The following is a 26027-nucleotide window of genomic DNA, read 5'->3' on the forward strand; positions in this document are numbered from 1 at the left end:
CCTGCGGTCCAGAAAGCGCGATCAACAAAGGTTTCAGGCGGGCTTCAACCCGGTGCGGATGGGAGCGTTCGGCGCGGACTGCTCAAGGCTGGCCACGGGGAAGGCGCAGTAATCCGCCGCATAGTAGGCGCTGGGCCGGTGGTTGCCGGACAGCCCCACGCCGCCGAACGGCGAAGCGGAGGCAGCGCCGGTCGTCGGCCGGTTCCACGCCAGCACGCCCGCGCGGCTGTCGTCCCAGAAGCGCTGGTAGAGTTTCTCGTCATCGCTGATGAGCCCTGCGGCCAGCCCGTAGCGCGTGGCATTGGCTTCATCGAGCGCGGCGCTGAAATCCGTCACGCGCACCACCTGCAGCAGCGGGCCGAAATGCTCCTCGTCCGCCCGGTTGTTGACGTGGGTCACGTCGACGAGGCCGGGTGTGAGGAACGGCTTGTCCGCGTCCGGCGCGGTCATCAGCTTCAGCGGCGTGCCCCCGGCGGCCAGCAGGCCATCCTGCGCGGTCAGCAGGCGGCGAGCGGCGTTGCGGTTGATGACCGGGCCCATGAACGGCTGGGGATCATCGAACGGCGCGCCGACGATCAGCCGGTCAACCACGTCCAGCACCGCCTCCACAATGCGGTTGCCCGCCTCGCCCGTGGGCAGGATGAGGCGGCGGGCGCAGGTGCAGCGCTGCCCGGCAGACAGGAACGCGGACTGGGCGATGATGTGGGCGGCAGCCTCCGCGTCTGCCACGTCCCACGCCACCAGCGGGTTGTTGCCGCCCATCTCCAGCGCGAGGATCCGGTTGGGCGTCTCGGCGAACTGGCGATGCAGCGCCACGCCCGTCGGCATGGAGCCGGTGAACAGCAGCCCATCGATGTCCGGATGCCCGGCCAGCGCCTTGCCGGTGCTGGCCGCGCCGATCACCACATGCAGCACGTCCGCCGGCAGCCCCGCTTCCTCCCACACTTCGGCCATGGCAAGGCCGCAGAACGGGGTTTCCTCGCTCGGCTTGAACACCACCGTGTTGCCCGCCAGCAAGGCCGGTACGATGTGGCCATTGGCCAGATGCATGGGGAAATTGTACGGCCCCAGCACCGCCAGCACGCCGTGCGCCTTGTGGGCCACGCGCTGGCGCATGCCGCCCGTGTCCTGCACGCGCGTGCCGGTGCGCTCCTGATAGGCGCGGATGGAGATGTCCACCTTGCCCGCCACGCTGTCGATTTCGGTCTGCGCTTCCCAGAACGGCTTGCCGGTTTCCAGCGAGATGAGGCGGGCCAACTCCTCCTTCCGCTCGCGCATGCGCTCGGCAAAGGTGGTGGCGATGGCGGCGCGATCCTCGAACGAGCGGCGAGACCAGGCGGGCGCGGCACTGCGGGCGGCGGCAATGGCGGCAGACACCACGGCCTCGTTTGCAACCGGGCCGCGCCACACCGCCTCGCCCGTGGCCGGGTTGTAGGACACCAGCGTCTCGCCGGGCTGCGCGCCTGCCTGATCCGCCTGCGGCATGGCAGTGTGGGTGGTATCAGAAGGTGACATGCAGAATCTCCATGCCTGGGGTGACGTCAAGGGCGCCGGCAAGGGCCTCGTCAAGGATCACGGCGTCGTGGGGCAGAAGTTCCAGCCGTCCGCGCGCGGCGCGAAAATTTGCGGCATGACCGGCGCACGCCAGCACGTCGAGGCTGGAGGTGCTGTCGATCCGGCGAATGTCGCTGACGGTGGCGCGGTGGTGGTCCTTTACCGCCTTCAGGTCGCTCACATAGGCGGTCATGGTCGGCCCGCCGTCGAAGATGTCCACATAGCCCTCGTAGCGAAACCCTTCCTCCGCCAGCAGGGCGAAGGCGCGCTCCCCATCCCGGTGCGGACGGCCGATGGCGGCCTGCGCGGCGGGCGGCAGCAACCGGGCATAGATGGGGTACTTGGGCATGAGGTCCGCAATGAACTGGTTGCCGTGCAGGCTGTTGAACCGGTCCGCGTCCTCGAACTCCATCTGGAAGAAGTGGCGGCCCAGCCCTTCCCAGAACGGCCAGCTGCCGTCTTCCGCCTGATACCCGCGCAGGTCGGCGATGATCTTCTCGGCAAAGCGCGCCCGGTGGGCGGCAACGAACAGGTAGCGGCTGCGGGCGACGGTGCGGCCCGCCCCGGAGGCCCGCCGGTCCGGCTCCAGAAACAGCCCGCCCACTTCCGAGCAGCCGTCGAAGTCATTCACCAGATGCAGCACATCTGACGTGAGCGACTTGCTCAGCTCCTTGCACGTCTGTGACAGGCGGTTGATCTTGTAGCTGTAGAACGGCCACTCGGTGCCCAGCCGGGTGAACAGGCTGGCGGTTCCGAACACTGTGTTGTCGGCGGCATCTTCCAGCACCAGCATGTAGAGGTCGCCTGCGCTTGTCTCCTCGGCCCCCTCCCGCGCGAGGGCCTTGGCGCTGGCGTTGACGCGCCGGGCGATGTCGTCCCGGTTGGGCGGCAGGTTGGTGAAGCCGCCGCCGGTTTTCAGCGCCAGCTGATAGAGCGCCTCCGTGTCCTCCGGGCGAGCAGTGCGCACCCTGTAGGTGCCGTTCGCACCGTTCGCGACGTCCGTGCCATTCTCGTTCGCGCTCATGGGCGGTCACTCCGCTCGCCGCGCGGGGGCAGGGGCATGGCCCCGGATGCCAGCCGCATCAGCAGCAGGCCTGACAGGCGGGCCCGCTCGGCAAGGCTTTCGGTGATGAGATACTCGTCGGCTGAATGGATGGCCCCGCCGCGCACGCCAAGCGTGTCCACCACCGCCAGCCCCTCGGCGGCAAGGTTGTTGCCATCGCAGCAGCCGCCCGTGGCGGCCCAGTGAATGGGCAGGTCCAGGTCTTCCCCGCACAGCTTCACGGCGGCGAACAGCGCGGCCTGCCGCTCGTCCATTGGTTTGGGCGGGCGGTTGAAGCGGCCATGCAAGGTCAGCGCCACCTCGCGCTCGGCGGCCACGGCGGCAATGATCCGCTGGGCCTCCCCTTGCGCCCAGTGCATGTCCTCATGGGTGGCGACGCGAATCTCGAACCGCCCGACGGCGGAGGCCGGCACCACGTTGGTGGGCGCGCCGCCTTCCACCCGGGCGACGTTCACCGTGAGGCCCGGCCGTGCCCCGGTCAGCGTGGCAAGGCGCAGGAAGGCGTCCGCCACCGCCAGTACCGCGTTGCGGCCTGCCTCCGGATTGCGCCCGGCGTGGGCGGACTTGCCTTCCGCCACAACGCTGAACGAGCCGATGCCCTTACGCGCGCCCGCCAGCCGCCCGTCTTCCATGGCGGGCTCATAGACAAGGCCAAGGTCAGCCGCGCGCGCCGCCTGCGCCAGCACGGGCGCGGAGCCAAGGGAAGAGATCTCCTCATCCGCATTGATGACGATTTCATACCCCAGCCCCTCCGCCCACGGGCTGCGCTCAAGGGCCAGCAGGGCGTGGAGCATCACAAGGAGCCCGCCCTTCATGTCGGCAACGCCGGGGCCGTTGATGACGCCGGGGGCGCTGTCGCACGGCGTCTGGAACGGATGATCCGGGGCGAACACCGTGTCCATGTGTCCGGCCAGCAGCACCCGCCGCGGCGCGTCCGGCCGCTTGGTGAGGCGCAGGATGCGGCCGTGCTCCAGGGGCACCAGCTGGCCGTCCCCGTCCACGCTGTGGGCGGGCGCTGCATCAACGAGGCGAAGCTCGCCGCCCAGCGGCGCGAAGGCCTCCGCCAGAATGTCAGCCATGAGCGCGAGGCCCGCCAGATTGCGGCTGCCGGAATTGATGGCGCTCCAGCGGCGCACGGTGTCGATCATGGCGTCACTTTCACCGGCAATGCCGTCCAGCGCCGCCTGCTCGCGGGGGTCGAGACCTTTCAGCATGACATGTCCCTTTCGGCGAAGATCATGTCACGCCTGCCGCCGCAGGGGTAACGAAAGGCCAAGCTTCCAGCCGCAGAAAATTCGGTGTAAGAGTAATTTTATGACAAGGGGCAACGACCACTTCTCCGTGCTTGATTCCATCGACCGGCGGATTCTCCAGACCCTTCAGGAGAACGCCCGGATCACAAATCAGGCACTGGCAGAAACGGTTAACCTGTCTCCGAGCGCCTGCCTTGCGCGGGTGCGCCGGCTGGAGGCGGCGGGCGTGCTCATGGGGGCGCACGCGGCGGTGGAGATCGAGCGGGTCCAGCCCACGGTGGTCGTCTTCGCCGAGGTGCGGCTGGCCAGCCACCGCCCGCAGGATTTCGCCCGCTTCGAGGAGAAGATCCGCGCCCTGCCGCAGGTGATCGAGGCCGCACAGGTCTCCGGCAGTTTCGACTATCTGCTGAAGGTCGCCGTGCCGGACATCAACGCGTGGCGCATTCTGGCCGACAGCCTCTCCATGGAGGATTACGGCATTGCCCAGATCACCTCCCTCATCCGCATGGGGGAGGTAAAGCGCTTCACCGGATACCCCATTGACGGCGTGCGGTCGCCGAACGGCAAGCGGTAGGAAAGCCCGCTTCGGAAAAGGGAAAGAAGACACGTGCAGAACATTGTGATCGAGACGCCGCGCCTCATCCTGCGCGCCTGGCGCGATGAGGACCGCGCCCCCTTTGCCGCCATGAACGCGGACCCGGAGGTGATGCGCTACTTCCCCGCGCCGTACACGCGGGCAGAAAGCGACGCAATGGTGGACCGCATCAGCGCCATGATGGCGGAGCGCGGCTTCGGCTTCTATGCGGTGGAAGAGAAGGGCGGCGCGCCGTTCATCGGCTTCGTCGGCCTGTCCGTCCCCCGGTTCGCGGCGGCGTTCACCCCTTGCGTCGAGATCGGCTGGCGGCTGGTGCGCTCAAGCTGGGGGCAGGGCTACGCCACCGAGGCGGCGCAGGCCGCGCGGGACGACGGCTTCACCCGATTGGGTTTGAACGAGATCGTCTCCTTCACCGCCGTGCCGAACGAGCCCTCCCAGCGTGTGATGCAGCGCATCGGCTTCCGCCATGAGCCGTCCCTGGACTTCGACCACCCGCTCGTAGAGGAAGGCAACTGGCTGCGCCGCCACGTCCTCTACCGCCTCGACCGCGCAGGGTGGGAGGGGCTTCAGACGGGCTGATTCTCTGTTTTGCAGGAGGGACTTGTCCCTCCTGCACCTCCATTGTTTGAATGGGCCGCGCCCATCATGCAGGACACGGCCCTTTGAAAACGAACAGGGGGTCGCAGGGGGATCAGGATCCCTCTGAATAAAAAGCGAAGCCAAGATCGCAGCTTACGCGTCGATCTCGAACTTCACGCCCTGGGCCAGCGGCAGGTCGCGGCCGTAGTTGATGGTCTGGGTCTGGCGGCGCATGTAGGCCTTCCACGCGTCGGAGCCGGATTCGCGGCCGCCGCCGGTTTCCTTCTCGCCGCCGAACGCGCCGCCGATCTCGGCGCCGCTGGTGCCCATGTTGACGTTGGCGATGCCGCAGTCGCTGCCCTGCGCCGAGAGAAAGGTTTCCGCCTCGCGCATGTCCGTCGTCAGGATGGAGGAGGAGAGGCCCTGCGGCACGTCCCGCTGGAGGCGGATCGCCTCGTCAAAGTCGGTGTAGCGCATCACGTAGAGGATCGGCGCAAAGGTCTCCTCCCGCACGATGGCGGTCTGCTCCGGCATCTCCACCAGCGCCGGTGTGACATAGACGCCGCCGTTGATGCTCTCGATCCGCTCGCCGCCGGTGACGGTGCCGCCCTCGGCCTTTGCCTGGGCAAGCGCCTTTTGCATGGCCTCGTATGATGCCTCGTCGATGAGCGGGCCGAGCAGGTTCTTCTCCTCCAGCGGGTTGCCGATGGGGAGCGACGCGAACGCCGCCTTCAGGCGCGGCACCAGCGCGTCATAAACGGACTCATGCACGATCAGGCGGCGCAGCGAGGTGCAGCGCTGGCCGGTGGTGCCTGCCGCACCGAAGGCGACGGCGCGCACCGCCAGCTCCAGATCCGCCGACGGGCAGACGATGGTGGCCGCATTGCCGCCCAGTTCCAGCAGCGTGCGGCCAAGCCGGCCGGCGACGGCCTGCGCCACGGCGCGGCCCATGCGGGTGCTGCCCGTTGCCGAGATCAGCGGCACACGCGGATCATGCGTCAGGGCCTCGCCCACGTCCGCCCCGCCCATGATGAGCTGGGACAGGCCCTTGGGAGCCTGCGGGAAGTCAGCGGCCACGGTTTCCATGAGGTGCTGCACGGCAAGCGCGGTCAGCGGCGTCTTCTCGGACGGCTTCCACAGGATGGAATCGCCGCACACCAGCGCCAGCGCCGCGTTCCACGACCACACGGCGACCGGGAAGTTGAACGCCGAGATGATGCCGACCGGGCCCAGCGGGTGCCACATCTCCCGCAGGTGATGGTTGGCGCGCTCCGAGGCGATGGTCAGGCCATACAGCTGGCGGGAGAGGCCGACCGCGAAGTCGCAGATGTCGATCATCTCCTGCACCTCGCCCAGCCCTTCGGAGAGCGGCTTGCCGCTCTCTGCGGTGACGAGCCGGCCGAGCGCCTCCTTGTGCTGGCGCAGCGCCTCGCCCAGACGGCGGACCAGTTCGCCGCGCACCGGGCCCGGCACTTTTGACCACGCGCGGAAGGCCTCCACGCTCTCGGCGATCTTGGCCTCGACGCTGGCGGGCGTGTCTACTGCAAGGCGGCCGGTCTCGCTGCCATCGATGGGCGAGCGGGCGATGAGCGGGCCGTCGGCGTAGCGATCACGCGGCACGCCCATGGCGTCGAGATAGGCGGTCACATCCACCATGCGGGCGGTGGCCTGAGTCGAAAAGGCTTCGGTTTTCATAGGTCGCTCAATGTCTTGTTGGGGGCGATGTGGCGCGCACTCACACACAACTCAAGCACGGCCGGGCGGTTGCTCTGAACGGCGGCCTCGAAGGCCGCGGCGAAGTCTTCCGTGCGCTCCACGCGGGCGGCATGGCAGCCGAACGCGGCGGCGAAGGCCACGAAGTCAGGGTTCACCAGTTCGGTGCCGGAGACACGGCCCGGATAGGCCCGATCCTGATGCATGCGGATGGTGCCATAGACCCCGTTGTTGGAAATCAGCACGATCACGTTGGCGCTGTACTGGGCGGCGGTGGCCAGTTCCTGCGCGGTCATCATGAAATCGCCATCCCCCGCCACGCACACGACCGTGCGCTCAGGGTGGACAATTTTGGCGGCGATGGCGGCGGGCACGCCGTACCCCATCGCGCCGCTGGTGGGGGCAAGCTGGGTGCGGCAGCGCCGGTGCTGGTAGAAGCGGTGCAGCCACGCGGCAAAGTTCCCCGCGCCGTTGGTCAGCACCGCATCGGGCGGCAGCAGGCGGCCAAGGTGGGCCATGACCTCTGAAAGGTTTACGCCCTCGCCCACCTCCACCGGCTGCACCCACTCCCGGTACGCGGCATTGGCATCAGGTGCGGTCTCTTCCCAGTGGGACGAATCCACGGTCAGACCCGCCAGCGCATGGGCGATTTCATCCAGCCCGGAGGCGATCGAAAGGGTGGTCTGATAGACCTTGCCCAGCTCGTCCGGGTCCGGGTGGATGTGGATGAGGTGCTGGCTCGGCACCGGCGGCTTAATGAGCGTATAGCCGCTCGTTGTCATCTCCGAGAGGCGGGAGCCGAACACGATCAGCAGGTCCGCCTTCTTCACCCGCTCCGCCAGCTTCGGGTTGGGGCCGATGCCCAAGTCCCCCGCGTAATTGGGGTGGGTGTTGTCCCACAGGGCCTTGCGGCGGAACGTGGTCGCCAGCGGCAGGCGGTTGGCTTCGATGAAGCGGCGCAGGCTGGCCAGCCCCTCGTCGCTCCAGCCGCTGCCGCCCAGCAGCACCAGCGGGCGGGCAGCCTTCTTCAGCAGCGCCTCGAACCGGGCCAGTGCCTGCGGGGCCGGGCCGGGATTGGCGGGCTCGATGCGCCCCAGCATGCGGTCGGGCACCGGGCCGTGGCTCGGCTCCACCAGCATGTCCTCCGGCAGGGCCAGCACCACCGGGCCGGGCCGCCCGTTCATGGCAACGGCATAGGCGCGCGAGACATATTCGGCCATGCGGTCGGGATCGTCGATCTCCGCCACCCACTTGGCCAGCGGCGCGAACATCTGCCGGTAATCCACCTCCTGAAAGGCTTCGCGGTCGCGGTCCGCACGGGAGACCTGCCCGATGAACAGGATCATCGGCGTCGAGTCCTGCCGGGCGGTGTGCACGCCGATGGCGGCATGAGTCGCGCCCGGGCCGCGGGTCACGAAGCAGATGCCGGGGCGTCCGGTCAGCTTGCCGTGGGCCTCCGCCATGTTGGCGGCTCCCGCCTCATGGCGGCAGGTGACGAGGTGGAGGGACTCGCGCACATCGTGGAGCGCGTCGAGAACGGCGAGATAACTCTCGCCGGGCACGCAAAAAGCGTGGGTTGCGCCCTGGGCGATCAGGCAATCGACCAGTGTTCGCGCTGCGGTGCGGGCATGTTCGGCCATACCCAAGAGGTGCGATGGCGGGTTGCCGGAGTCAACGGGCAGACTGGCTGATGGCCGGGGCCGGGGCGGGCAATCCGCCAAGCTGGGCCGCCACACCGTTGGTTGCTTGCACGGGCCGGGCTGTTTTTACAAAGGTTTACGGGCGTCCAAAAACATAAGGGGGCCCGAAGACCCCCTCACATCATCTCGGTGCCGGATTGGCGGCTCAGGCGGCGGAGAGCTTGCCGCCGGCGCGCTCGACGCCTTCCACGATCGCCTTGCGGGCGGCTTCGGGGCCATCCCACTTCACGATCTTCACCCACTTGCCCTTTTCCAGATCCTTGTAGTGCTGGAAGAAGTGCGCAATGCGCTCCAGCAGGATCGGCGGCAGCTCGTCATGAGACTGCACGTTGGCATAGACCGGGTTCAGCTTGGCGATGGGAACGGCGAGGATCTTCTCGTCGTTGCCGGCCTCGTCTTCCATGTGAAGGATGCCGATCGGGCGAGCCGGAATGACGCAGCCTGCCACGACCGGAATGTCGGTCAGCACCAGCACGTCAACGGGGTCGCCGTCATCGGACAGGGTGTGCGGCACGAAGCCGTAGTTGGCCGGGTACACCATGGCGGTGTTGACGAAGCGGTCAACGAACAGTGCGCCCGACTTCTTGTCGATTTCGTACTTCACAGGCGCGCCGCCTGCCGGAATCTCGATTACGACATTGATCTCTTCGGGCGGGTTCTTGCCGACCGGAATGTAACGAATATCCATGCGGAACGTCCTTCAACGGAAAACTACGCGCGCTGCGGGATACCTGCCGCACCCCCCGGTTGCAACGTCGTTTTTGGTTCAGACCGCGTAACCGTAGGCTTCGCCCATGCGCCGGATGGCCTTGATCTTGTCGTTGAAGGGCTCCCAGTCGTCCCGCTCGTCGATGGCGTCCCAGATCGTTTCGACCTCGTCGATCAGCATGGTGCAGGGGGCAGCATCCGCGAAATACGGGTGTTTCAGGTTCTGCGCGGCGGTGTCGGCGGGCTGGAAGCGCGGCAGCAGATCAAGCAGCGGCCTGGCATCCTCGCCCGCGTAGGTGTTGGCCGCCGGAGAGGCCGCGCGGCGCGCCTCGGACAAATTGCCGCCGTACCAATCGAAGTAAAACCGCTCGAGGCCCATCTTGGAATCGATGAGGAATCGCTCCATCGCCTGAAGGAAGGCGAGATTGGTCTGCTCGTCCCCGGCCGGTTTGAGGCCGAGGCGGCGGAAGATCGCGGATACCAGCTCGTCCTCGAAGTGCTCGGGGAAGGTCTCCAACACCGGCACCACCACTTCCTTGGGCACGATGGTCAGCAGCGCCTTGGCCAGCTGATAGACGTTCCAGTGGAAGGCTTCCGCCTGACGGCCGTAGGCGTAAAGACCGTAGTCGTCGAAGTAGGCGGCGGTGAAGGCCAGATCATAGGTGGGAGCAAAGCGCCACGGTCCGTAGTCGAAGCTCTCGGCGGTGATGTTGATGTTGTCCGTGTTGAGCACGCCGTGCACGAAGCCCGCCGCCATGTAGCTGGAGACTAGCCGCGTCGCGCCCTTCACCGCGTGGTCGAGCAGGGCGGAGACCCGCTCTTCCAGCGCCGCCTCCGGCCCCGGCGCATCCGGCACGTACCGGGCCAGCGAGTAGTCGACGAGCGCGATCATCTCGTCGGCGAGGCTGAAGTAGGCCAGCCGCTGGAACGTGCCATAGCGGATGTGGCTGTGGGACAGGCGCACCAGCACGGCGGACCGGGTGGGCGAGGGCTCGTCGTGGCGGGTGAGCGCCTCGCCGGTCTCGATGAGCGAGAAGGTCTTGGAGGTATAGACGCCCAGCGCCTCCAGCTGTTCGGTCGCCAGCACCTCGCGCACGCCGCCCTTGAGGGTCAGCTTGCCGTCGCCGAAGCGACTGTAGGGCGTCTGGCCCGAGCCCTTGGTGCCGAAGTCGAGCAGGCGGCCGTCCTTCACGTCGCGCGCCTGCCCGAACAGGAAGCCGCGCCCGTCGCCGATGTCGGGGTTGTACACCCGGAACTGGTGTCCGTGGTAGCGCAGCGCCAGCGGCTTCTCGAGCGAGCCGGGCAACGGCTGGAACCGCCCGAAGTGGGCGGCCCACTCCTCGTCCGTAAGCCCGTCCAGCCCCACGCGCTCCGCCCAGCGCTGGTTGCGGAAGCGGATGATGTGCTGGGGAAACGCAGCGGCTTCCACCTCGTCATAGAAGGCGTCGCCAAGGGTCAGAATGTCCCGTGCGGGGGTGAAGGCTGCCTGGGTCATGGGACTCCTTTTGGAACGCTGGGGGTGGGCCTTTGCCTCTGTCATAACGCCTCTGTTTCGGTGAAGCGACGAGATTGCTTGGCCCTGTCAGATCTTAGCGCAGCCCAGGGCAGGGTGGTTCCGGTCCCACAAAAAGGCTTCCGACAAATGGCGCGACGGGGCTAAACCTTGGGGCGGGCGCATACCTGCCCGGTCGCAATACGGGGATGACATGGCCGCTTACGAGGATCGCTACTACTGGTCCCACGATGGGTTGAGGCTGCATTTTCGAGATTACGCTGGACCTGCTGACAAGCCGACCGTCCTGTGCATACCGGGCCTGACCCGCAACGCGCGAGACTATGAAGGCGTGGCGGAGCGGCTGGCGGGCCAGTGGCGGGTGTGGTGCCTTGACCTGCGCGGGCGGGGGGATTCGGCCTACGCCAAGGACCCGCTGACCTACGTGCCGCTGACCTACCTGCGGGACGTTGAGGCGCTGATCGCGCAGGAGCAGCCGCGCAAGCTGGCGGTAATCGGCACGTCGCTGGGCGGCATCATCGCCATGCTGATGGGCGGCACCCAGAAACAGTATCTGGCGGGCGTGCTGATGAACGACATCGGCCCGGACATCGACCCCGAGGGGCTGGAGCGCATCCGCGGCTACGTCGGCAAGATGGGGCCATGGCCAACCTGGATGCACGCCGCCTGGGCCATCCGTGATCTGAATGTGGACATCTACCCCCACTATTCCATGGATGACTGGCTGCGCATGGCCAAGCGCACCTGCTATCTGCACCCCAACGGGCGGATCGTGGCGGACTATGACCCCAACCTCGCCGCGCCGTTCAAGCTGCCCAACAGCAACGCCGGGGTGGACCTGTGGCCTGCCTTCGATGCGCTGGCCGGTCTTCCGATCACGGTGCTGCGCGGCGCGACCTCCGATATCCTGAGCCCTCGCACGGTGGAGCGCATGGCGGCGCGCGGCCCGCACGTCACGGTTGTGACCGTGCCCGGCGTTGGTCATGCCCCCTCGCTCGAGGAACCGGAGTCCGTGGCCGCCATCGATGCGTTCCTCGGCCGTCTGTCGGAGTAATCCCCCGCAAAACCGGTGTTTTTCATCGCATGAGCCAAGGGTTTGCCTTGCGGCGAACCGTTGGAGCAGGCAAATAGACAGGCAGGCTTGGCAGAAAACGGATGAAGGCCGTCCGGGCCGGACTTTTCAGAGGCCGTCCGGATCAGGGGCCTCCAGGATCGCGGGTAGAGCTCCGGGACCCGGGGTGAGGCCGAAGAGTGAGCCAGAGAGTAAGCCAAAGAGTAAGGATGTGACCGCGTGAACGCCACCATTGCCCTGGTTGACGATGACCGCAATATCCTCACCTCCGTCAGCATCGCGTTGCAGGCGGAAGGGTTCACCGTGCGCGTCTATTCCGATGGCGCGTCTGCCCTGAAGGCGATTCTGGACAATCCGCCCGATCTGGCCGTGCTCGACATCAAGATGCCGCGCATGGACGGCATGGAACTGCTGCGCCGCCTGCGCGAGAAGTCCCGGCTGCCGGTCATCTTCCTCACCTCGAAGGATGACGAGATTGACGAGGCGCTGGGCCTTGCCATGGGCGCTGACGATTACATCGGCAAGCCGTTCTCCCAGCGGCTGCTGATCGAGCGCATCCGCGCCGTGCTGCGCCGCACCGCCAACCGCAACGATCCCGATCATGTCGCCGAGCCGGAAGAGCAGGCGATGTCGCGCGGGCGGCTGACCATGTATCCGGCCAAGCACGAGGTGACGTGGGACGGCAAGGAAGTCTCCCTCACCGTCACCGAGTTCCTTATCCTTCAGGCGCTCGCCCAGCGCCCCGGTTTCGTGAAGTCCCGCGATCAGCTGATGGACGCCGCCTACAGCGATGACGTCTATGTGGATGACCGCACCATCGACAGCCACATCAAGCGGCTGCGCAAGAAGTTCCGCACGGTGGACGGCGACTTCAAGAGCATCGAGACGCTCTACGGTGTCGGCTACCGGTTCAACGAATGAAACGGCTTCGGGCTCTCCGTGCGAGGTTGCTGGGCTCGCAGGCGCGGGAGCGGATCATTTCACCGCTGACGCTGCGGATTCTGGCCGTCAACCTGTTCGCCCTCCTGATGCTGGCGGGCGGTGTTCTCTATCTCGACCAGTTCCGCGTGCGGCTCATCGAGCAGCGCAGCGAGGAGTTGCAGATCCAGTCCCTGCTCATGGCGGGCGGGCTGTCGGAAATGGCGGCGCAGACGCCCGAGACGCCGCGCCTCGATCCTGAACGCACCGCCGCGCTCATCGCCCAGATGGCCGAGGCAACGTCGGTGCGCATCCAGGTGGTGGATGCCAGCGGCGTCGAGCTGATGGACACTAACTGGCTGCCGGACCGGGAAGTCATCATCACCCAGCTCAAGCCGGGCTGGCGGCGGCGGGTGGCGCTGTGGCTGGACCGGATGACCGAAATGGCGGCGGCCTCGCCCCGGCTCGATATGTATGAGGAGATTCCCGCCGATCAGCTGGCGAATCTTCCCGAAGTCACCGCCGCGCTTCAGGGCGAGGCGGCAACCGCCCTGCGCCGCAGCGAAGGCGGCACCACGGTCGTCACCGTCGCCCAGCCGATCCAGCGGGTGCAGAAGGTCATGGGCGCGGTGCTGCTCACCGCCGACACGCGCGACATCACCAAGATCGTGCGCGCCGAGCGGCTGACCTCGTTCAAGATCTTCTGCCTCGTGCTGGCGCTCACCATCCTCATGTCCTACTTCCTCGGCCGCACCATCGTGCATCCGATCCGGCGGCTGGCCCGCGCGGCGGACCGGGTGCGGCAGGGCCGGGCGCGTGACGTGATCGTGCCGCGCCTGCCCAGGCGCACCGACGAGATCGGCCAGCTCGCCCGCGCGCTGTCCGACATGACGCAGGCCCTGCACCAGCGCATGGATGCGATCGAATCCTTCGCGGCGGACGTCTCCCACGAGATCAAGAATCCCCTCAGCTCCCTGCGCAGCGCGGTCGAGACGCTGGACCGGGTGAAGGATCCCGCGCTCCAGAAGCAGCTGCTGGCGATCATTCAGGGCGACGTCGTTCGGCTCGACCGGCTCATCACCGACATTTCGGACGCGTCCCGCATGGATGCTGAGCTATCCCGTGCCCGGTTCGAGCCGGTGGACATGGGACAGATGATGGCAACGCTGATCGACGTGCAGCGCCGCAACGCCGCCCAGCGCAGCGTCACCATCGCCTACGCCGGACCGCGCCCCAGCACCGCGCTGGTGATGGGGCTGGAGGGCCGGCTGGGTCAGGTGGCGCGCAATCTCATCGACAACGCCATTTCCTTCTCGCCCGAGGGCGGCAGCGTGCGCGTTATGCTCACCGTGGATGACCGCACGGTGAGGATGATCGTGGATGACGACGGACCCGGTATCCCCGAGGGGACCGAGGAGAGCATCTTCAAGCGCTTCTACTCCGAACGTCCCGAGGGCGAGGATTTCGGCAAGCACTCCGGTCTGGGCCTCGCCATTTCCAAGCAGGTGGTGGAAGCCCACAACGGGCGCATCACTGCCGCCAACCGGGTGCAGGGCGAAACCGTTCTGGGCGCGCGTTTCACGGTGGAGTTGCCGGCCCACGTGGAGCGGCGGCTGGAGGCGGCGGAATGACGGCAACACCTTCCGAAGGATTCGGCGAACCCGTGCTCCAGCATGCCACCTGCGTCGCCTATTCCGGGCGCGGCGTGCTCATCATGGGAGAGCCCGGCACCGGAAAATCGAGTCTGGCGCTGCGGCTTATTGACCGGGGGGCGATGCTGGTTGCGGATGACTACGCCCTGCTCTCGCGCGAGGGCCAGTCCCTCATCGCCACGGTGCCCGAGAGCATTGCCGGGCTCCTTGAGGTGCGCGGCGTCGGCATTTCCCGGCAACCGTATCGCAGGCGGGCGGAAATTGCGCTCGCGGTCCGTCTCGGACGGGAGGACGAGCGGTTGCCAGAACCAAAAGAATGGGAGATGCTGGGTTTGAGGCGACCTTTGGTCGTGATGGATGCTTTGCGTGATGACTCACCGCTCAAGGTCGAGATGGCTTTGAGCGGCGGGACCATTCGGCTATAAGTGAGGGATATGTCTCTGCAGCCCCAGAGTTCTGCCCAGGTGAGTGCGCCCCAGGGCAGCGAACGACTTCCCGCAACCCGGCTGCTGCTGGTTACGGGCATGTCTGGCGCCGGTAAATCCTCAGCGCTCAAGGTGCTTGAGGATCTGGGCTATGAGGCCGTCGACAACCTGCCCATCAGCCTGCTCGCCAAGCTGCTGGCCACGGAGGATTCCGGGCCGGTGGACGGGCATGAGCGGCCGATCGCGCTGGGCATCGACACCCGCACCCGGGCATTTGACGCAGAAACGATCGTCGGCACCCTCAAGGAGCTCCGTGACAAGGAGAACATCGAGGTCAGCGTGCTGTTCCTCGACTGCTCCGGCGAAGAGTTGAGCCGACGCTTTTCCGAGACGCGGCGTCGCCACCCGCTGGCGCAGGACCGGCCGGTGCAGGACGGCATCGCCCGCGAGCGCGAACTGCTCGCCCCCTTGCGCCGCTGGGCGGACGTGGTTCTGGACACCAGCCAGTACTCCTCGCACCAGCTGCGCCACGCGCTCTCCGGCCGCTTCGCCTTCAGCCGGTCCGGCCAGCTGACGCTGACCATCATGTCCTTCGGCTATGCCCGCGGCATCCCGCGCGATGCAGATCTGGTGTTTGATATGCGCTTCCTCTCCAACCCGCACTGGGTAGAGGAGCTGCGCCCCTTCACCGGGCAGGACGAGCGGGTGGGAGCCTATGTGGCGTCCGACCCGAGCTTCGCGGACGCCTTCGCCAAGACCCATGACCTCATCTCCTACCTTCTTCCGCTTTACCGGCAGGAAGGGAAGGCCTATCTGACCGTCGCCTTTGGCTGCACGGGCGGTAAGCATCGCTCGGTGTTCGTCACGGAGCGTATGGCGGCCGTTCTCAGGAGCGAGGGACACACCCTTTCCATTGTGCACCGCGATCTCCGGGTTCAGGCCCAGGGCGCGGAGCTGACATTGACCGAGAAAGCAGAGAGTAGCAGCGTATGATCGGACTGGTGCTGGTCACCCACGGCCGGCTTGCGGCCGAATTTGTGTCCGCCATGGAGCATGTGGTCGGGCCGCAGGAGGCCGTGAAGGCCATCTGCATCGGGCCGGAAGACGACATGGAAGCCCGCCGGCAGGATATTGCCGAGGCTGTGGAAGCGGTGGACGCGGGCAGCGGCGTGATCCTGCTGACCGACATGTTCGGCGGCACGCCCTCGAACCTGGCCATCTCCCTCATGGGCAAGCCCAATGTGGAGGTGATCGCCGGCATCAATCTGCCCATGCTCATCAAGCTGGCGACCGTGCGGCGCACCTGCGACGTAACGTCCGCCGTTGAAGCCGCGCAGGAAGCCGGGCGTAAGTATATTTCGGTTGCTTCGAAGATTTTGGCGGGTGTGTCCTGATGGAGATGTTGGCGCTCAGCAAGAAGGTCCGGATCCTGAACAAGCGGGGCCTGCACGCGCGGGCCTCGGCCAAGTTCGTGACCCTCGCCTCCCAGTTCGACGCCAGCGTGCGCGTCAGCAAGGATGGCTCGGAAGTCACCGGCACGTCCATCATGGGCCTGATGATGCTGGCCGCCGCCATCGGCGAGGAGATCACCATCAACGCCAGCGGCCCGCAGGCGCACGCGGCGCTCACGGCGCTGGTCGGGCTCGTCGAAGCCAAGTTCGACGAAGAGTAAGCCCTTCCCTCCAGGGCCGTGTTTGCGGAGGCGGCGCTCCTCCGCCCTCTTTCCTGGAATTACTCAAGCTATTAACAACATTGCAGAAAGCGGCTGATTCGGGTCGGCAGCTGTGAAGCTGCGTGCGCCTGAGGGCTGAACCCGGTGTCCTGTGCGGCCTGACCCGCGCAGAAAAACGGGGGGGTGCCGATGGGGGGCTCGGCCTCGCGGCCCCTGCCGCCAACTCTCCGGAAATCCAGCCGTTCGCGCCTGCGGGCGGGAAACGCGCCCGTCACCCCTCTTCCAAAACCGGATTCCGCGGCGGAACCGGCCTCTCTTCCGTGGGTTATTCTCCGCCATGTTGCCCGGATTTCCGGGCTTTTTTGCGCAGGGGTTGCGTCAGGTCGCCATTTCGGTCACAAACCCTGCCTTGTTCCGCCCTTTCGTTGTGTAGGCAGAACCAGACCTAACGGGCGTATTTGCGCCTCCCTGTCGGGGTCGGACATGTGTGGCAGCGTGTCTTCCGGCTCCAGCCGCCTTCGGGTGGCGAAAGCTCCGCCGCCTTCCACGGTGGCAGGGCGAACCCGGTGTTCCCGCGTCATGGGGGAAGGCCGGGGAAACCCGCCGCTTCCAGCGGCACGATCAGATCCGCAAGTCCTTCGGCTCAGTTCCGAGGGGTGCGGGGATCAGGATCAACTGGAAGGAGAGAGCCCCATGCGGCAACTGCCAATTGCCCACAAATCGCCTGCCAGCGGAGTGCAGTCCCGCAGGCTGGTTTCGTTTGTGGCCGGTATGGCTGCGGGCATGTCGCTCGGCCTGAGTATGGCCAGAGCGGCGGATACGGCATCTGAACACCCGCAAACCCCGGTTGCAGCATCAGCATCCGCCCCCGCTGCGGCAGCATCCAGCCTCGCTGTAGCATCGGCATCAGCGCCATCGGCGCCAGCATCAGCATCCGCCGCGCCGGTCGCTCCAGCCGAGGCCAGGCCCGCCTCCCTGCAGCCGACCAGCACGCCCCCGCTCCTGATGCGCTCGGGAGACGGCAGCTACGTCAAGGCGGACCTTGCGTCCCTGCCCAAGGTCGTGGTCGAGCAGCCCTGCTACCAGTACAACAACTACTGGTGCCTGAAGGGCACCCAGTGGGAAGGGCAGGAGAAGGTCGGCAGGCAGCGCCTCGCCGTGTTCCAGGACCCGATCTACGCCGCCCGCGCCATCGCGATCACCATGCATGCCTACCGCTTCAAGCATAACCTGCGCACGCCGCGCGAGATCATGACGCGGTACATCCTCAGCCCGGATTGCCGGAAAAGCGGCCCCGGCACCGCCAAGTGCACCCACATGTGGGGTCTGGTGGACAAGTACGCCCAACGCATCGGTGCGGCGCTGGGCATCGGCCCCAACGAGCCGATGAAGATCTTCCCTTCCCAGTCCACGGTCAATCTGGAGCGCGCCCGCACCCTGTTCCGCGAGATGGCGCACATCGAGATCGGCCAGACCCTGCGCGTTCCTGACGAACTCATCGACAAGGGTCTGGAACGGGCCGGCCTGAAGGCGAACTAAGAGCAGCTTTCGAGCAGGGTGGTACACCCTGTGGTTAAGAAAGTGCGACCAACAAAGAGCTTAGCTTTTCTCGTCTGCTGTTCTCCCACCGGAGGGGCACGCCCTTCCGGTGGGACAGCCTTAACAAGACGACTTCAGCCTCAGATCGCCGCCAGCGCCTGTTCCAGATCGGCGATCAGATCGTCCGGGTTCTCGATGCCGACGGAGAGGCGGATCATGGCGTCGGTCACGCCGCTGCGGTCGCGCTGCTCCTTGGGGATGCCCGAATGGGTGGTGGACGCCGGGTGAGAGCACAGCGATTCCGTGCCGCCCAGAGACACCGCCAGCTTGATGACCTGAAGCGCGTCCAGGAAGCGGAAGGCTTCCGCCTCGCCGCCCTTCACGTAGAACGAGAAGGTGGAGCCCGGCGCCTTGCACTGCCGGTCATAGACCGCCTTGCGCGGATCGCCCGCCTCCAGGAAGCCGAGGTAGTTGACCGAGGCCACCTTGGGGTGGTCCTTCAGGTAGTTGGCGATGGCGGCGGCGTTGGTGTTGGCCCTCTCCATGCGCAGCGACAGGGTCTCCAGCGAGCGCATGAGCATCCACGCCGTATTGGGGTCCGCCTGCGTGCCGAAGGAGCCGCGCAGCGCCTTCACCGGGCCGACCATGGCCTTGCTGCCGGAAATCGCCCCGGCCACCAGGTCCGAGTGCCCGCCCACGTATTTGGTGAGGCTGTAGATCACGATGTCGCCGCCGTGCTGCAGCGGCTGCTGGTACACCGGGCCGAGGAAGGTGTTGTCCACCGCCACCGGCGGGCGGAAGCCCTGCTGCTGGCCCAGTTCATCCGCAACCGCGGCCATCAGTTCCAGATCGACGAGGCCGTTGGTGGGGTTGGCGGGGGTTTCCACCAGCACGAGGCCGACGCGCCCCTTGGCCCGGGCGGCCTGCGCCACCTGCCGCACCTCGTCCGGCGAGCAGCCGTCGGCAAAGCCGAAGACGTTCACGCCGAACTGGGGCAGGATCTTGTCCACCAGACCCTCGGTGCCGCCATAGAGCGGACGGCTGATGAGAACCGAATCCCCGGGGCGCAGGTAGGCGAACAGGGTGGTGGTGATGGCGGCCATGCCCGAGTTGAAGACGGCGGCGGCCTCCGCCCCGTCCCACACGGTCAGCCGGTCTTCCAGCACCTCGAGGTTCGGATTGTTGAAGCGGGAGTAGACCAGCCCGGCCGTGGTGCCCGCGGGCGGCTCCCGGCGGCCCGAAGCGTAGTCGAAGAAGTCCTTCCCATCCTGCGCGGACTTGAACACGAAGGTGGACGTCAGGAACACCGGCGGCTTCAGCGACCCCTCGGAGAGATGCGGATCGTAGCCGAAGCCCATCATCTGGGTTTCCGGATGCAGGGTCTGCTGGCCCACCGTACGCTTGTGATAGGTCTCGTATGTCATGGCTCTGCCTTTTGACAGGTTTCTTGCAGCATGGTGCGACTATGACGGGAAAGATCGCACGCCGACCAGAGCGAAATTGCCGTCAAGTTTCGGTAATTTATCTTTATTTGCCTGAATCTGCGGGCATTTTGCCAAAGCCAACGAACAGCACGCCGTTTGGCTGCGTTTCTGACCTTTGGGCAGCGTTCCGGTCAGAACATAAAGACATCTTTATATTTGCGCTTGAACGCTGCGGGGCTTGCTGTCAGAACAGCAACAATGTTGCCCGACGCGGCAGAGCTGGCCCTGGTCTTCCGTCCGGGCGACCGGCACTCAGAGACGACACGGGTCCATCAGCACAAGGGAGTTCATCCGTGGCCTTTACCGATTACGTGGTCAAAGACATCAGCCTCGCTGGCTGGGGACGCAAGGAAATCACCATTGCCGAAACCGAGATGCCGGGCCTGATGGCCCTGCGTGAGGAATACGGCGCAGGCCAGCCGCTGAAGGGCGCTCGCATCGCGGGCTGCCTGCACATGACCATCCAGACCGCCGTGCTGATCGAGACCCTGAAGGCGCTGGGCGCTGACGTGCGCTGGTCCTCGTGCAACATCTTTTCCACGCAGGACCATGCCGCCGCCGCCATTGCCGAGGCCGGCATTCCGGTGTTCGCCTACAAGGGAGAGACGCTGGAGGAATACTGGAACTACGTGCTCAAGATCATGGAGTGGGGCGACGGCGGCACGCCGAACCTCATTCTGGACGACGGCGGCGATGCCACCGTTCTCGTGATCCTCGGCGCCGAGGCCGAGCAGGACCCCTCCAAGATTGCCACCCCGGGCAACGAGGAAGAAGAGGTACTCTTCGCCCTCATCAAGCGGGTGAACGCGGAGCGCCCCGGCTTCTTCGCCAAGTGCCGCGATGCCATCAAGGGCGTGTCGGAAGAGACCACCACCGGCGTCCACCGCCTGTACCAGATGGCGCAGGCCGGCCGCCTGCCGTTCCCGGCCATCAACGTGAACGACAGCGTCACCAAGTCGAAGTTCGACAACCTCTACGGCTGCCGCGAGAGCCTCGTTGACGGCATCCGCCGCGCAACGGACGTGATGCTGGCGGGCAAGGTCGCCGTCGTTGCCGGTTACGGCGACGTGGGCAAGGGCTCGGCCGCCTCGCTGCGTCAGGGCGGCGCGCGCGTGCTCGTCACCGAAGTCGATCCCATCTGCGCGCTGCAGGCGGCGATGGAAGGCTACGAGGTCGTCACCATGGAAGACGCCGCGCCGCGCGGCGACATCTTCGTGACCGCGACCGGCAACGTGGACGTGATCACGCTCGATCACATGCGCGCCATGAAGGACCGTGCCATCGTCTGCAACATCGGCCACTTCGACAGCGAGATTCAGGTGGCGTCCTTGCGCAACTACAAGTGGGACAACGTGAAGCCGCAGGTGGACGAGATCGAGTTCCCGGACGGCAAGCGCATCATCCTGCTGGCCGAGGGCCGTCTGGTGAACCTGGGCTGCGCCACCGGCCACCCCAGCTTCGTCATGTCCGCCAGCTTCACCAACCAGACGCTGGCGCAGATCGAGCTGTGGGCCAACGCTGACGCCTACGAGAACAAGGTCTACACCCTGCCCAAGCACCTCGACGAGAAGGTGGCCGCGCTCCACCTGGCCAAGCTGGGCGTGAAGCTGACCACGCTGTCCGACAAGCAGGCCGCCTACATCGGCGTGCCGCAGGCCGGTCCGTTCAAGCCGGAGCATTACCGCTACTAAGCCTTTCGGGCTTGACGGCTGACAGGGCTGAAGGGGTTGGAGTTCTTCGCGAATTCCAACCCCTCTTGCTGTCAGGGAACTGTTCCGGCACAAATGCGGGAGCGCCATGACCGGGCTGGTTACGCCCGGGGCTTGCGCACTTGTGGTTGATGCAGCCGAACTGCGGGGGAAAAGCATGGTCTTGGGCGCTTCTGACGGCACCGGAGTCTTTGTCCGGTCCCTGCCGCCGAGGATCTGCCGTTGAAGACCGGGCAATGAGCACTCCCGAAACCTGGAAGCTGGCCCTTGCGGCCACCGTGGCCGCGGCCTGGCTGGTCGTTGCCGTCTGGGCCGTCATTCGCGGCAGCAACGCGCTCCTGTCCGCGCGGGTCACCGCCCGCTGGGGCCGCCGGCTGCATGGCCTGCTCTCCACATCCCCCGCCGCCTATCTCATCGTCGGGGCGGACGGCGCCACCACCTGTTCCGACACGCTGCGCAGTTGGCTCGGCATCGACCGGCAGGTGACGCGGCTGGAGGAGCTGGAAGGACGCGGCCAGAGCGGCCTTGAAATGTCCGACTACGCCCAGCTCGTCCGAGACATTGATGCCCTGGCCCTCTCCGCCCGGCCGTTCCAGCGGCTGGTGACCAGCGCGCGCCGGGACCGGCAGCTGCTGGTCGAGGGCCGTGCCGCGCCGATGGAGGTGGCGGGCGATGCCGGCGTCGTCGTCTGGTTCTTCGATGCCACCACCACCCAGAGCGCGCTTGACCAGCTGCGCGGCGAGCTTGACGGCACGCGGCGGGAGCTGGAGGCGCTGCGGGCGCTGGTGCAGGCCGCGCCGCTGCCGATGTGGCGGCGCGACCGTGACCTGAAGCTGTGCGACGTCAACGCCGCCTACGTGGACGCGGTGGAAGCGGCCAGCGCGAAGGACGTGGTGCAGCAGGGCATCGAGCTGGTCGGCAACGTGCCGGGCACCGTCCCCGCCCAGTCCGCCGAGCGCGCGCGCGATCTGGACACCGCGCAGGTGCATCAGGCCAACGTCATCCTCTACGGCCACCGCCGCACGCTCCAGATCTATGACATTCCGCTGGGCGAGGCCGGCGTCGGCGGCTTCGCGCTGGACATCACCGAGCGCGAGGAGGCCCGCGCCGAGCTGGCCCGCCACACCCAGGCCCAGAACGAGACGCTGGACCGCCTGTCCTCGGGCGTCGTCATCTTCGGCCCGGACATGACGCTGTTCTTCCACAACAAGGCGTTCTCCACCCTGTTCGCGCTGGAGCCGGAATGGCTGGAAGACCGCCCGAGCATGGGCGAGGTGCTGGAGCGCATGCGCGAGAAGCACCGCCTGCCCGAGCAGCGGGACTTCCCCGAATGGAAGCGCCGCCACCTCGGCTGGTTCACGACGGCGCTGGAGCCGCTGGAGGAAACCTGGGTCCTGCCGGACGAGACGGTGCTGCGCGTCATTGCCCAGCCGCACCCCATCGGCGGGCTCCTGCTGGCGTTCGAGGATTACACCGAAGAGCTCAGCCTGCGCTCCACGCGTGACACCCTCATCAAGGTGCAGGCGGCCACGCTCAACAACCTCTACGAAGCGGTGGCGGTGTTCGGCCCCTCCGGGCGGCTGGAGCTGCACAACACCCGCTTCGCCACCCTGTGGCAGTGCCCGCCCGATCTTCTGTCGGAGCAGCCGCACGTGGACCGGCTGGCCGCGCACGTGGCGAGCCGCCTCGACCATTCGGAGCAGGCGCAGCTGCTGCGGGACGGCGTGCTGCGCGCGGCCGAGGGACGCAACCCGTCCACCGGCCGGTTCCGCCTCGTCGATCATCAGATCATCGACTATGCCGCCGTCCCCCTGCCGGACGGCAACGCGCTGGTCACCTTCATCGACGTCACCGCCACCACCAACATGGAAAAGGCCCTGCGCGAGCGCAACGAGGCGCTGGAGGCGGCAGACCGGCTCAAGTCCCAGTTCGTCGCCAACGTGTCCTACGAGCTGCGCACGCCGCTCACCTCCATCATCGGCTTTGCCGAGATGCTGGATCAGGGCTACTTCGGCGGCCTGAACGAGCGGCAGCTGGACTATGTCCACTCCATCCTCACGTCGTCGAACCGGCTGATGGTGCTCATCAACGACATGCTCGACCTCGCCGTCATCGAGGCCGGTGCCCTGGTGCTGGACATCGCGCCGGTGCGCATCGAGCCGATGGTCGCCGCCGTGGTGCAGATGGTGGAAGAGCAGGCCCGCGCCCGCACGCTCCACCTGTCCCAGATGGTGGACCCGTCCGCCGGCATCGTGGAAGGGGACGAACGCCGCCTGAAGCAGGTGCTGTACAACCTGCTCTCCAACTCCATCCGTTTCACGCCGCCGGGCGGCAACGTGGCGGTCAGGGCGTGGGGCGACGAGACCCGCCTCATGCTGGAAGTGACCGACACCGGCGTCGGCACCAACGTTGTCGGCATGAGCGCCACCGAGCGCTTCCGCCGCAACGATGGCGATGCGGACACCGCGCCGGGCATCGGCCTTGGCCTCTCGCTGGTGCGCCGGTTCGTCGCCATGCACGGCGGCACCGTCGAGCTGTCCAGCGAGGACGCGGGCACCCGCGTTCTCGTGCATCTGGCGCGCAAGGCTCCCGTCGAGCCGCCGCCCGCCTCGGAGTGAGCGGCCCTGAATGAACGCCTCGGAATAAGCGGCCCCGAATGAGCCTTGCGCCCGGCCGTCCGGAATCCGAGTATCAGCCTTGACGATTATCCCGAACGATCCGCCCGCCATCTGACTGGACTTCTTCCCGCCATGACCGCCTACACCCTGCACCTTCCAGACCTTGCCGCCGTTGACAGACTGGGCCGCGCCATCGCGCAGGAAGCCCGGGCGGGAGATATTCTCGCCCTGTCCGGCGATCTGGGTGCGGGCAAGACCACGCTGGCCCGGGCGGTTTTGTCTCACCTCGGCCTGACCGAGGACGCGCCCAGCCCCACCTTCACCATCGTCCAGACCTATGACGCGCCGCCGCTGCGCCTGCCGGTGTGGCACGTCGATCTCTATCGGCTTGAAGAGGCGGAGGAAACGGTGGAGCTGGGTCTGGACGAGGCGTTCGACACCGCCCTGTCCCTCATCGAGTGGCCGGAACGCATGGGCCCGTTCATGCCCCATGACCGCTTGTGGCTGAGCCTTGCACCTGCGACGAGCGGTGAGGGCCGCACCTTGACAGTCGATGCCCCGCCCGCTTGGGAAGAGCGGGCAAAGCGCCTGTTTCAATCGTTCCAGTCTGCCGAGTAGGTCGCATGTCTCTTCCGAGCGAAATCGCAACGTTTCTCAACGCCCACGGCTGGGGCGGCGCCGCCGCCCTGCCGCTGGCCGGAGACGCCTCCCACCGCCGTTACATGCGCCTGCACCGGGCCAACGAGCATGGGGACGAGACCGCCGTGCTGATGATCGCGCCGCCGGGTCTGGAACTGGTGGAGCCGTTCGTGGCCGTTGGCGACTATCTGGCGGGCCTTGGCCTGTCCGTGCCCGCGATTCGCGGGGTGGACGCAGCCAATGGCCTCGTGCTGCTGGAAGATCTGGGCGATCTCTCCTTCGTTGCCGCCATCGAGGCGGGCCATGACGAGGCCGAGCTTTACGCCGCCGCCACGGACGTGCTGGCGCAGGTCCACGGCCAACTGGTGCCGGACACGCTGCCGGTGGCCGGCGGCTGGCACGCACTGCCACGCTACTCCAACGAGCGGATGCAGCGGGAGGTGGATCTGGTGCTGGAGTGGTACTGGCCCGCCGTTGCAGGCGCGCCCGCGCCCGAAGCGCTGCTTGCGGACTGGCGCGCGGCGTGGGAGGCGGTGTGGCCTCGCTGCTGGCATGACCAGCCGGTGCTGGTGCAGTTCGATTACCACTCGCCCAACCTGCTCTGGCTGCCGGAGCGCGAAGGACTCAGGCGCGTCGGCGTGCTGGACTTTCAGGACTCGCTTCAGGCCCCGGCCGCCTACGATGTGGTCTCGCTGCTTCAGGACCCCCGCCGGGACGTGCGCGCCGGGCTGGAGCCGGTGCTGATCGAGCGGTATCTGGCCGCCCGCCCGGATGTCGACCCCGCCGCCTTCCGCAGCGCCTATGCGGTGCTCGGCGCGCAGCGCGCCAGCCGGATTCTGGGCGTCTTCGTCCGGCTGTGGAAGCGGGACGGCAAGCCCGGCTACCTGCGCCACCAGCCGCGCGTGTGGCAGCTCCTGCTGCGCAATCTGGAGCATCCCACCCTTGCGCCCGTCAAGGCGTGGTTCGACACGCACATGCCGGCAGACTGGCGTTCGTCACGCTGGCAGGATGCGGCGTGATGGCGGCAGTACCTACCTCCGCCCCAACCTCCGCCCCAACCTCCGCCATGGTGCTGGCCGCAGGCCTGGGCACCCGCATGCGCCCGCTGACCGACACCCGGCCCAAGCCCCTCATCGAAGTCGCCGGCCGCACCCTGCTGGACCGCGCGCTCGACAACTTCGAGGCGGCAGGCGTCACGCACATCGTCGTCAACGCCCACTACTTCGCCGATCAGATCGAGACGCACCTCAGCGCTCGCGCGGCGGACGGCGGCGCGGCGCGGTATCTCATCTCTGACGAGCGCGAAGCCCTGCTCGAAACCGGCGGCGGCGTCGCCAAGGCCCTGCCGCTGCTGGCAGGCGACCCGCTGCTCATCGCCAATGCGGACAACCTGTGGCTGGACGGCAGCGAAAACACTGTCTCGCGCCTTGCCGCCGAGTGGGACCCGGAGCGGATGGACGCGCTCCTGCTGGTCGTCGACCGGGCCGAGGCTGCGGGCTATGACGGCGCGGGTGATTTCCACCGGGAGCCCTCCGGCCGCCTGCACCGGCGTGGCCATGATCTCACCGCCAACTATGTCTTCTCCGGCGTGCAGCTGCTCTCGCGCCGCCTGTTCACGGAC

Annotated in this window: 23 protein-coding genes; 15 read left to right on the forward strand and 8 right to left on the reverse strand. The window is 66.9% G+C overall.

Annotated elements, in window-relative coordinates; translation table 11 throughout:
* Positions 1-33 precede the first annotated feature (33 nt).
* Genes astD through VIG90_RS00925 form a run of 3 tightly spaced genes read right to left on the reverse strand, consistent with a single transcriptional unit; the run spans position 34 to position 3831 of the window.
* A complete protein-coding gene (astD, locus tag VIG90_RS00915) occupies positions 34-1485 on the reverse strand; it encodes a succinylglutamate-semialdehyde dehydrogenase (RefSeq protein WP_414695455.1) in 1452 nt (483 codons plus the stop codon).
* A gap of 16 nt (positions 1486-1501) precedes the next feature.
* A complete protein-coding gene (locus VIG90_RS00920) occupies positions 1502-2578 on the reverse strand; it encodes an arginine N-succinyltransferase (RefSeq protein ID WP_331591497.1) in 1077 nt (358 codons plus the stop codon).
* A complete protein-coding gene (locus tag VIG90_RS00925; protein ID WP_331591499.1) occupies positions 2575-3831 on the reverse strand; it encodes a hydrolase in 1257 nt (418 codons plus the stop codon). Before VIG90_RS00925 ends, VIG90_RS00920 begins: the two co-directional genes overlap by 4 nt.
* A gap of 100 nt (positions 3832-3931) precedes the next feature.
* Here VIG90_RS00925 and VIG90_RS00930 point away from each other — a divergent pair, with 100 nt between their 5' ends.
* The gene (locus VIG90_RS00930) at positions 3932-4444 is read left to right on the forward strand and encodes an Lrp/AsnC family transcriptional regulator (protein WP_331591500.1); all 513 of its coding nucleotides are present in this window, start codon (positions 3932-3934) and stop codon (positions 4442-4444) included.
* 33 nt (positions 4445-4477) lie between these two features.
* Positions 4478-5044: a GNAT family N-acetyltransferase gene (locus tag VIG90_RS00935; protein WP_331591501.1), complete on the forward strand. Its 567-nt coding sequence runs from the start codon at positions 4478-4480 to the stop codon at positions 5042-5044.
* Positions 5045-5197: 153 nt separating this feature from the next.
* On the opposite strand, the gene VIG90_RS00940 is transcribed toward VIG90_RS00935, so the two are convergent.
* From VIG90_RS00940 to VIG90_RS00955, 4 genes are all read right to left on the reverse strand, one after another.
* Entirely contained in the window at positions 5198-6739 is a 1542-nt protein-coding gene (locus VIG90_RS00940) for an aldehyde dehydrogenase family protein (RefSeq protein ID WP_331591502.1), read from the reverse strand.
* Positions 6736-8397 (reverse strand): thiamine pyrophosphate-binding protein, encoded by a 1662-nt coding sequence (locus VIG90_RS00945; RefSeq protein WP_331591504.1) that lies wholly within the window; start codon positions 8395-8397, stop codon positions 6736-6738. The genes VIG90_RS00940 and VIG90_RS00945 overlap by 4 nt, the downstream gene beginning before the upstream one ends.
* A 205-nt stretch (positions 8398-8602) precedes the next feature.
* Entirely contained in the window at positions 8603-9145 is a 543-nt protein-coding gene (gene ppa / locus VIG90_RS00950; protein ID WP_331591505.1) for an inorganic diphosphatase, read from the reverse strand.
* A 78-nt stretch (positions 9146-9223) separates the two neighbouring features.
* Positions 9224-10660 carry a protein adenylyltransferase SelO family protein gene (locus tag VIG90_RS00955; RefSeq protein ID WP_331591507.1) on the reverse strand — a complete coding sequence of 479 codons (1437 nt, stop codon included), beginning with the start codon at positions 10658-10660 and terminating at the stop codon, positions 9224-9226.
* Between the two features lie 211 nt (positions 10661-10871).
* On the opposite strand from VIG90_RS00955, the gene VIG90_RS00960 reads away from it, so the two are divergent.
* The 8 genes from VIG90_RS00960 (at position 10872) to VIG90_RS00995 (ending at position 17956) form a co-directional block, all read left to right on the forward strand.
* Complete coding sequence (locus tag VIG90_RS00960; RefSeq protein WP_331591508.1) at positions 10872-11732, forward strand: alpha/beta hydrolase; 861 nt, start codon at positions 10872-10874, stop codon at positions 11730-11732.
* A gap of 237 nt (positions 11733-11969) precedes the next feature.
* Positions 11970-12671, forward strand: coding sequence for a response regulator transcription factor (locus VIG90_RS00965; RefSeq protein WP_331591510.1), 702 nt, complete (start codon positions 11970-11972; stop codon positions 12669-12671).
* Positions 12668-14299, forward strand: a complete 1632-nt coding sequence (locus VIG90_RS00970; RefSeq protein ID WP_331591512.1) for a stimulus-sensing domain-containing protein — start codon at positions 12668-12670, stop codon at positions 14297-14299. Before VIG90_RS00965 ends, VIG90_RS00970 begins: the two co-directional genes overlap by 4 nt.
* Positions 14296-14745 carry an HPr kinase/phosphatase C-terminal domain-containing protein gene (locus tag VIG90_RS00975; RefSeq protein WP_331591514.1) on the forward strand — a complete coding sequence of 150 codons (450 nt, stop codon included), beginning with the start codon at positions 14296-14298 and terminating at the stop codon, positions 14743-14745. Before VIG90_RS00970 ends, VIG90_RS00975 begins: the two co-directional genes overlap by 4 nt.
* Before the next feature lie 9 nt (positions 14746-14754).
* Positions 14755-15738: an RNase adapter RapZ gene (gene rapZ, locus VIG90_RS00980; protein ID WP_331591515.1), complete on the forward strand. Its 984-nt coding sequence runs from the start codon at positions 14755-14757 to the stop codon at positions 15736-15738.
* Positions 15735-16139 carry a PTS sugar transporter subunit IIA gene (locus tag VIG90_RS00985; protein WP_331591516.1) on the forward strand — a complete coding sequence of 135 codons (405 nt, stop codon included), beginning with the start codon at positions 15735-15737 and terminating at the stop codon, positions 16137-16139. Before rapZ ends, VIG90_RS00985 begins: the two co-directional genes overlap by 4 nt.
* 5 nt (positions 16140-16144) lie before the next feature.
* Positions 16145-16417: an HPr family phosphocarrier protein gene (locus tag VIG90_RS00990; protein ID WP_331591531.1), complete on the forward strand. Its 273-nt coding sequence runs from the start codon at positions 16145-16147 to the stop codon at positions 16415-16417.
* Between the two features lie 693 nt (positions 16418-17110).
* Positions 17111-17956, forward strand: a complete 846-nt coding sequence (locus VIG90_RS00995) for a hypothetical protein (RefSeq protein WP_331591517.1) — start codon at positions 17111-17113, stop codon at positions 17954-17956.
* Between the two features lie 140 nt (positions 17957-18096).
* Here VIG90_RS00995 and VIG90_RS01000 read toward each other — a convergent pair whose 3' ends face one another.
* Entirely contained in the window at positions 18097-19380 is a 1284-nt protein-coding gene (locus VIG90_RS01000) for a cystathionine gamma-synthase family protein (RefSeq protein ID WP_331591519.1), read from the reverse strand.
* A 353-nt stretch (positions 19381-19733) separates the two neighbouring features.
* Between VIG90_RS01000 and ahcY the strand changes: the two genes are divergently transcribed.
* From ahcY to VIG90_RS01025, 5 genes are all read left to right on the forward strand, one after another.
* On the forward strand, positions 19734-21131 hold the full coding sequence (gene ahcY / locus VIG90_RS01005) for an adenosylhomocysteinase (protein ID WP_331591521.1): 1398 nt from the start codon (positions 19734-19736) through the stop codon (positions 21129-21131).
* Between the two features lie 254 nt (positions 21132-21385).
* Entirely contained in the window at positions 21386-23767 is a 2382-nt protein-coding gene (locus VIG90_RS01010) for a PAS domain-containing sensor histidine kinase (RefSeq protein WP_331591523.1), read from the forward strand.
* A 132-nt stretch (positions 23768-23899) separates the two neighbouring features.
* A complete protein-coding gene (tsaE, locus tag VIG90_RS01015) occupies positions 23900-24385 on the forward strand; it encodes a tRNA (adenosine(37)-N6)-threonylcarbamoyltransferase complex ATPase subunit type 1 TsaE (protein ID WP_331591525.1) in 486 nt (161 codons plus the stop codon).
* A 5-nt stretch (positions 24386-24390) separates the two neighbouring features.
* Complete coding sequence (locus tag VIG90_RS01020; protein WP_331591527.1) at positions 24391-25425, forward strand: aminoglycoside phosphotransferase family protein; 1035 nt, start codon at positions 24391-24393, stop codon at positions 25423-25425.
* A partial coding sequence (locus VIG90_RS01025; protein WP_331591529.1) for a nucleotidyltransferase family protein occupies positions 25425-26027 on the forward strand: 603 nt, incomplete at its 3' end. The genes VIG90_RS01020 and VIG90_RS01025, both read left to right, overlap by 1 nt.

It is taken from the genome of Pedomonas sp., assembly GCF_036515995.1.
In the GTDB taxonomy this organism is placed as follows: Bacteria; Pseudomonadota; Alphaproteobacteria; order Sphingomonadales; family Sphingomonadaceae; genus Pedomonas.

Excerpts from the sequence above, each read along its gene's own strand:
- VIG90_RS01020 (WP_331591527.1), top strand. The coding sequence starts at position 24,391 with ATGTCTCTTCCGAGCGAAATCGCAACGTTTCTCAACGCCCACGGCTGG.
- VIG90_RS00975 (WP_331591514.1), top strand. The coding sequence starts at position 14,296 with ATGACGGCAACACCTTCCGAAGGATTCGGCGAACCCGTGCTCCAGCAT.
- VIG90_RS00925 (WP_331591499.1), bottom strand. The coding sequence starts at position 3,831 with ATGCTGAAAGGTCTCGACCCCCGCGAGCAGGCGGCGCTGGACGGCATT.
- VIG90_RS00955 (WP_331591507.1), bottom strand. The coding sequence starts at position 10,660 with ATGACCCAGGCAGCCTTCACCCCCGCACGGGACATTCTGACCCTTGGC.
- rapZ (WP_331591515.1), top strand. The coding sequence starts at position 14,755 with ATGTCTCTGCAGCCCCAGAGTTCTGCCCAGGTGAGTGCGCCCCAGGGC.
- VIG90_RS00930 (WP_331591500.1), top strand. The coding sequence starts at position 3,932 with ATGACAAGGGGCAACGACCACTTCTCCGTGCTTGATTCCATCGACCGG.
- VIG90_RS01010 (WP_331591523.1), top strand. The coding sequence starts at position 21,386 with ATGAGCACTCCCGAAACCTGGAAGCTGGCCCTTGCGGCCACCGTGGCC.
- VIG90_RS00990 (WP_331591531.1), top strand. The coding sequence starts at position 16,145 with ATGTTGGCGCTCAGCAAGAAGGTCCGGATCCTGAACAAGCGGGGCCTG.
- VIG90_RS00970 (WP_331591512.1), top strand. The coding sequence starts at position 12,668 with ATGAAACGGCTTCGGGCTCTCCGTGCGAGGTTGCTGGGCTCGCAGGCG.
- ppa (WP_331591505.1), bottom strand. The coding sequence starts at position 9,145 with ATGGATATTCGTTACATTCCGGTCGGCAAGAACCCGCCCGAAGAGATC.
- VIG90_RS00920 (WP_331591497.1), bottom strand. The coding sequence starts at position 2,578 with ATGAGCGCGAACGAGAATGGCACGGACGTCGCGAACGGTGCGAACGGC.
- tsaE (WP_331591525.1), top strand. The coding sequence starts at position 23,900 with ATGACCGCCTACACCCTGCACCTTCCAGACCTTGCCGCCGTTGACAGA.
- VIG90_RS00945 (WP_331591504.1), bottom strand. The coding sequence starts at position 8,397 with ATGGCCGAACATGCCCGCACCGCAGCGCGAACACTGGTCGATTGCCTG.
- VIG90_RS00960 (WP_331591508.1), top strand. The coding sequence starts at position 10,872 with ATGGCCGCTTACGAGGATCGCTACTACTGGTCCCACGATGGGTTGAGG.
- astD (WP_414695455.1), bottom strand. The coding sequence starts at position 1,485 with ATGCCGCAGGCGGATCAGGCAGGCGCGCAGCCCGGCGAGACGCTGGTG.
- VIG90_RS00985 (WP_331591516.1), top strand. The coding sequence starts at position 15,735 with ATGATCGGACTGGTGCTGGTCACCCACGGCCGGCTTGCGGCCGAATTT.
- VIG90_RS00940 (WP_331591502.1), bottom strand. The coding sequence starts at position 6,739 with ATGAAAACCGAAGCCTTTTCGACTCAGGCCACCGCCCGCATGGTGGAT.
- VIG90_RS00995 (WP_331591517.1), top strand. The coding sequence starts at position 17,111 with ATGCGGCAACTGCCAATTGCCCACAAATCGCCTGCCAGCGGAGTGCAG.
- VIG90_RS01000 (WP_331591519.1), bottom strand. The coding sequence starts at position 19,380 with ATGACATACGAGACCTATCACAAGCGTACGGTGGGCCAGCAGACCCTG.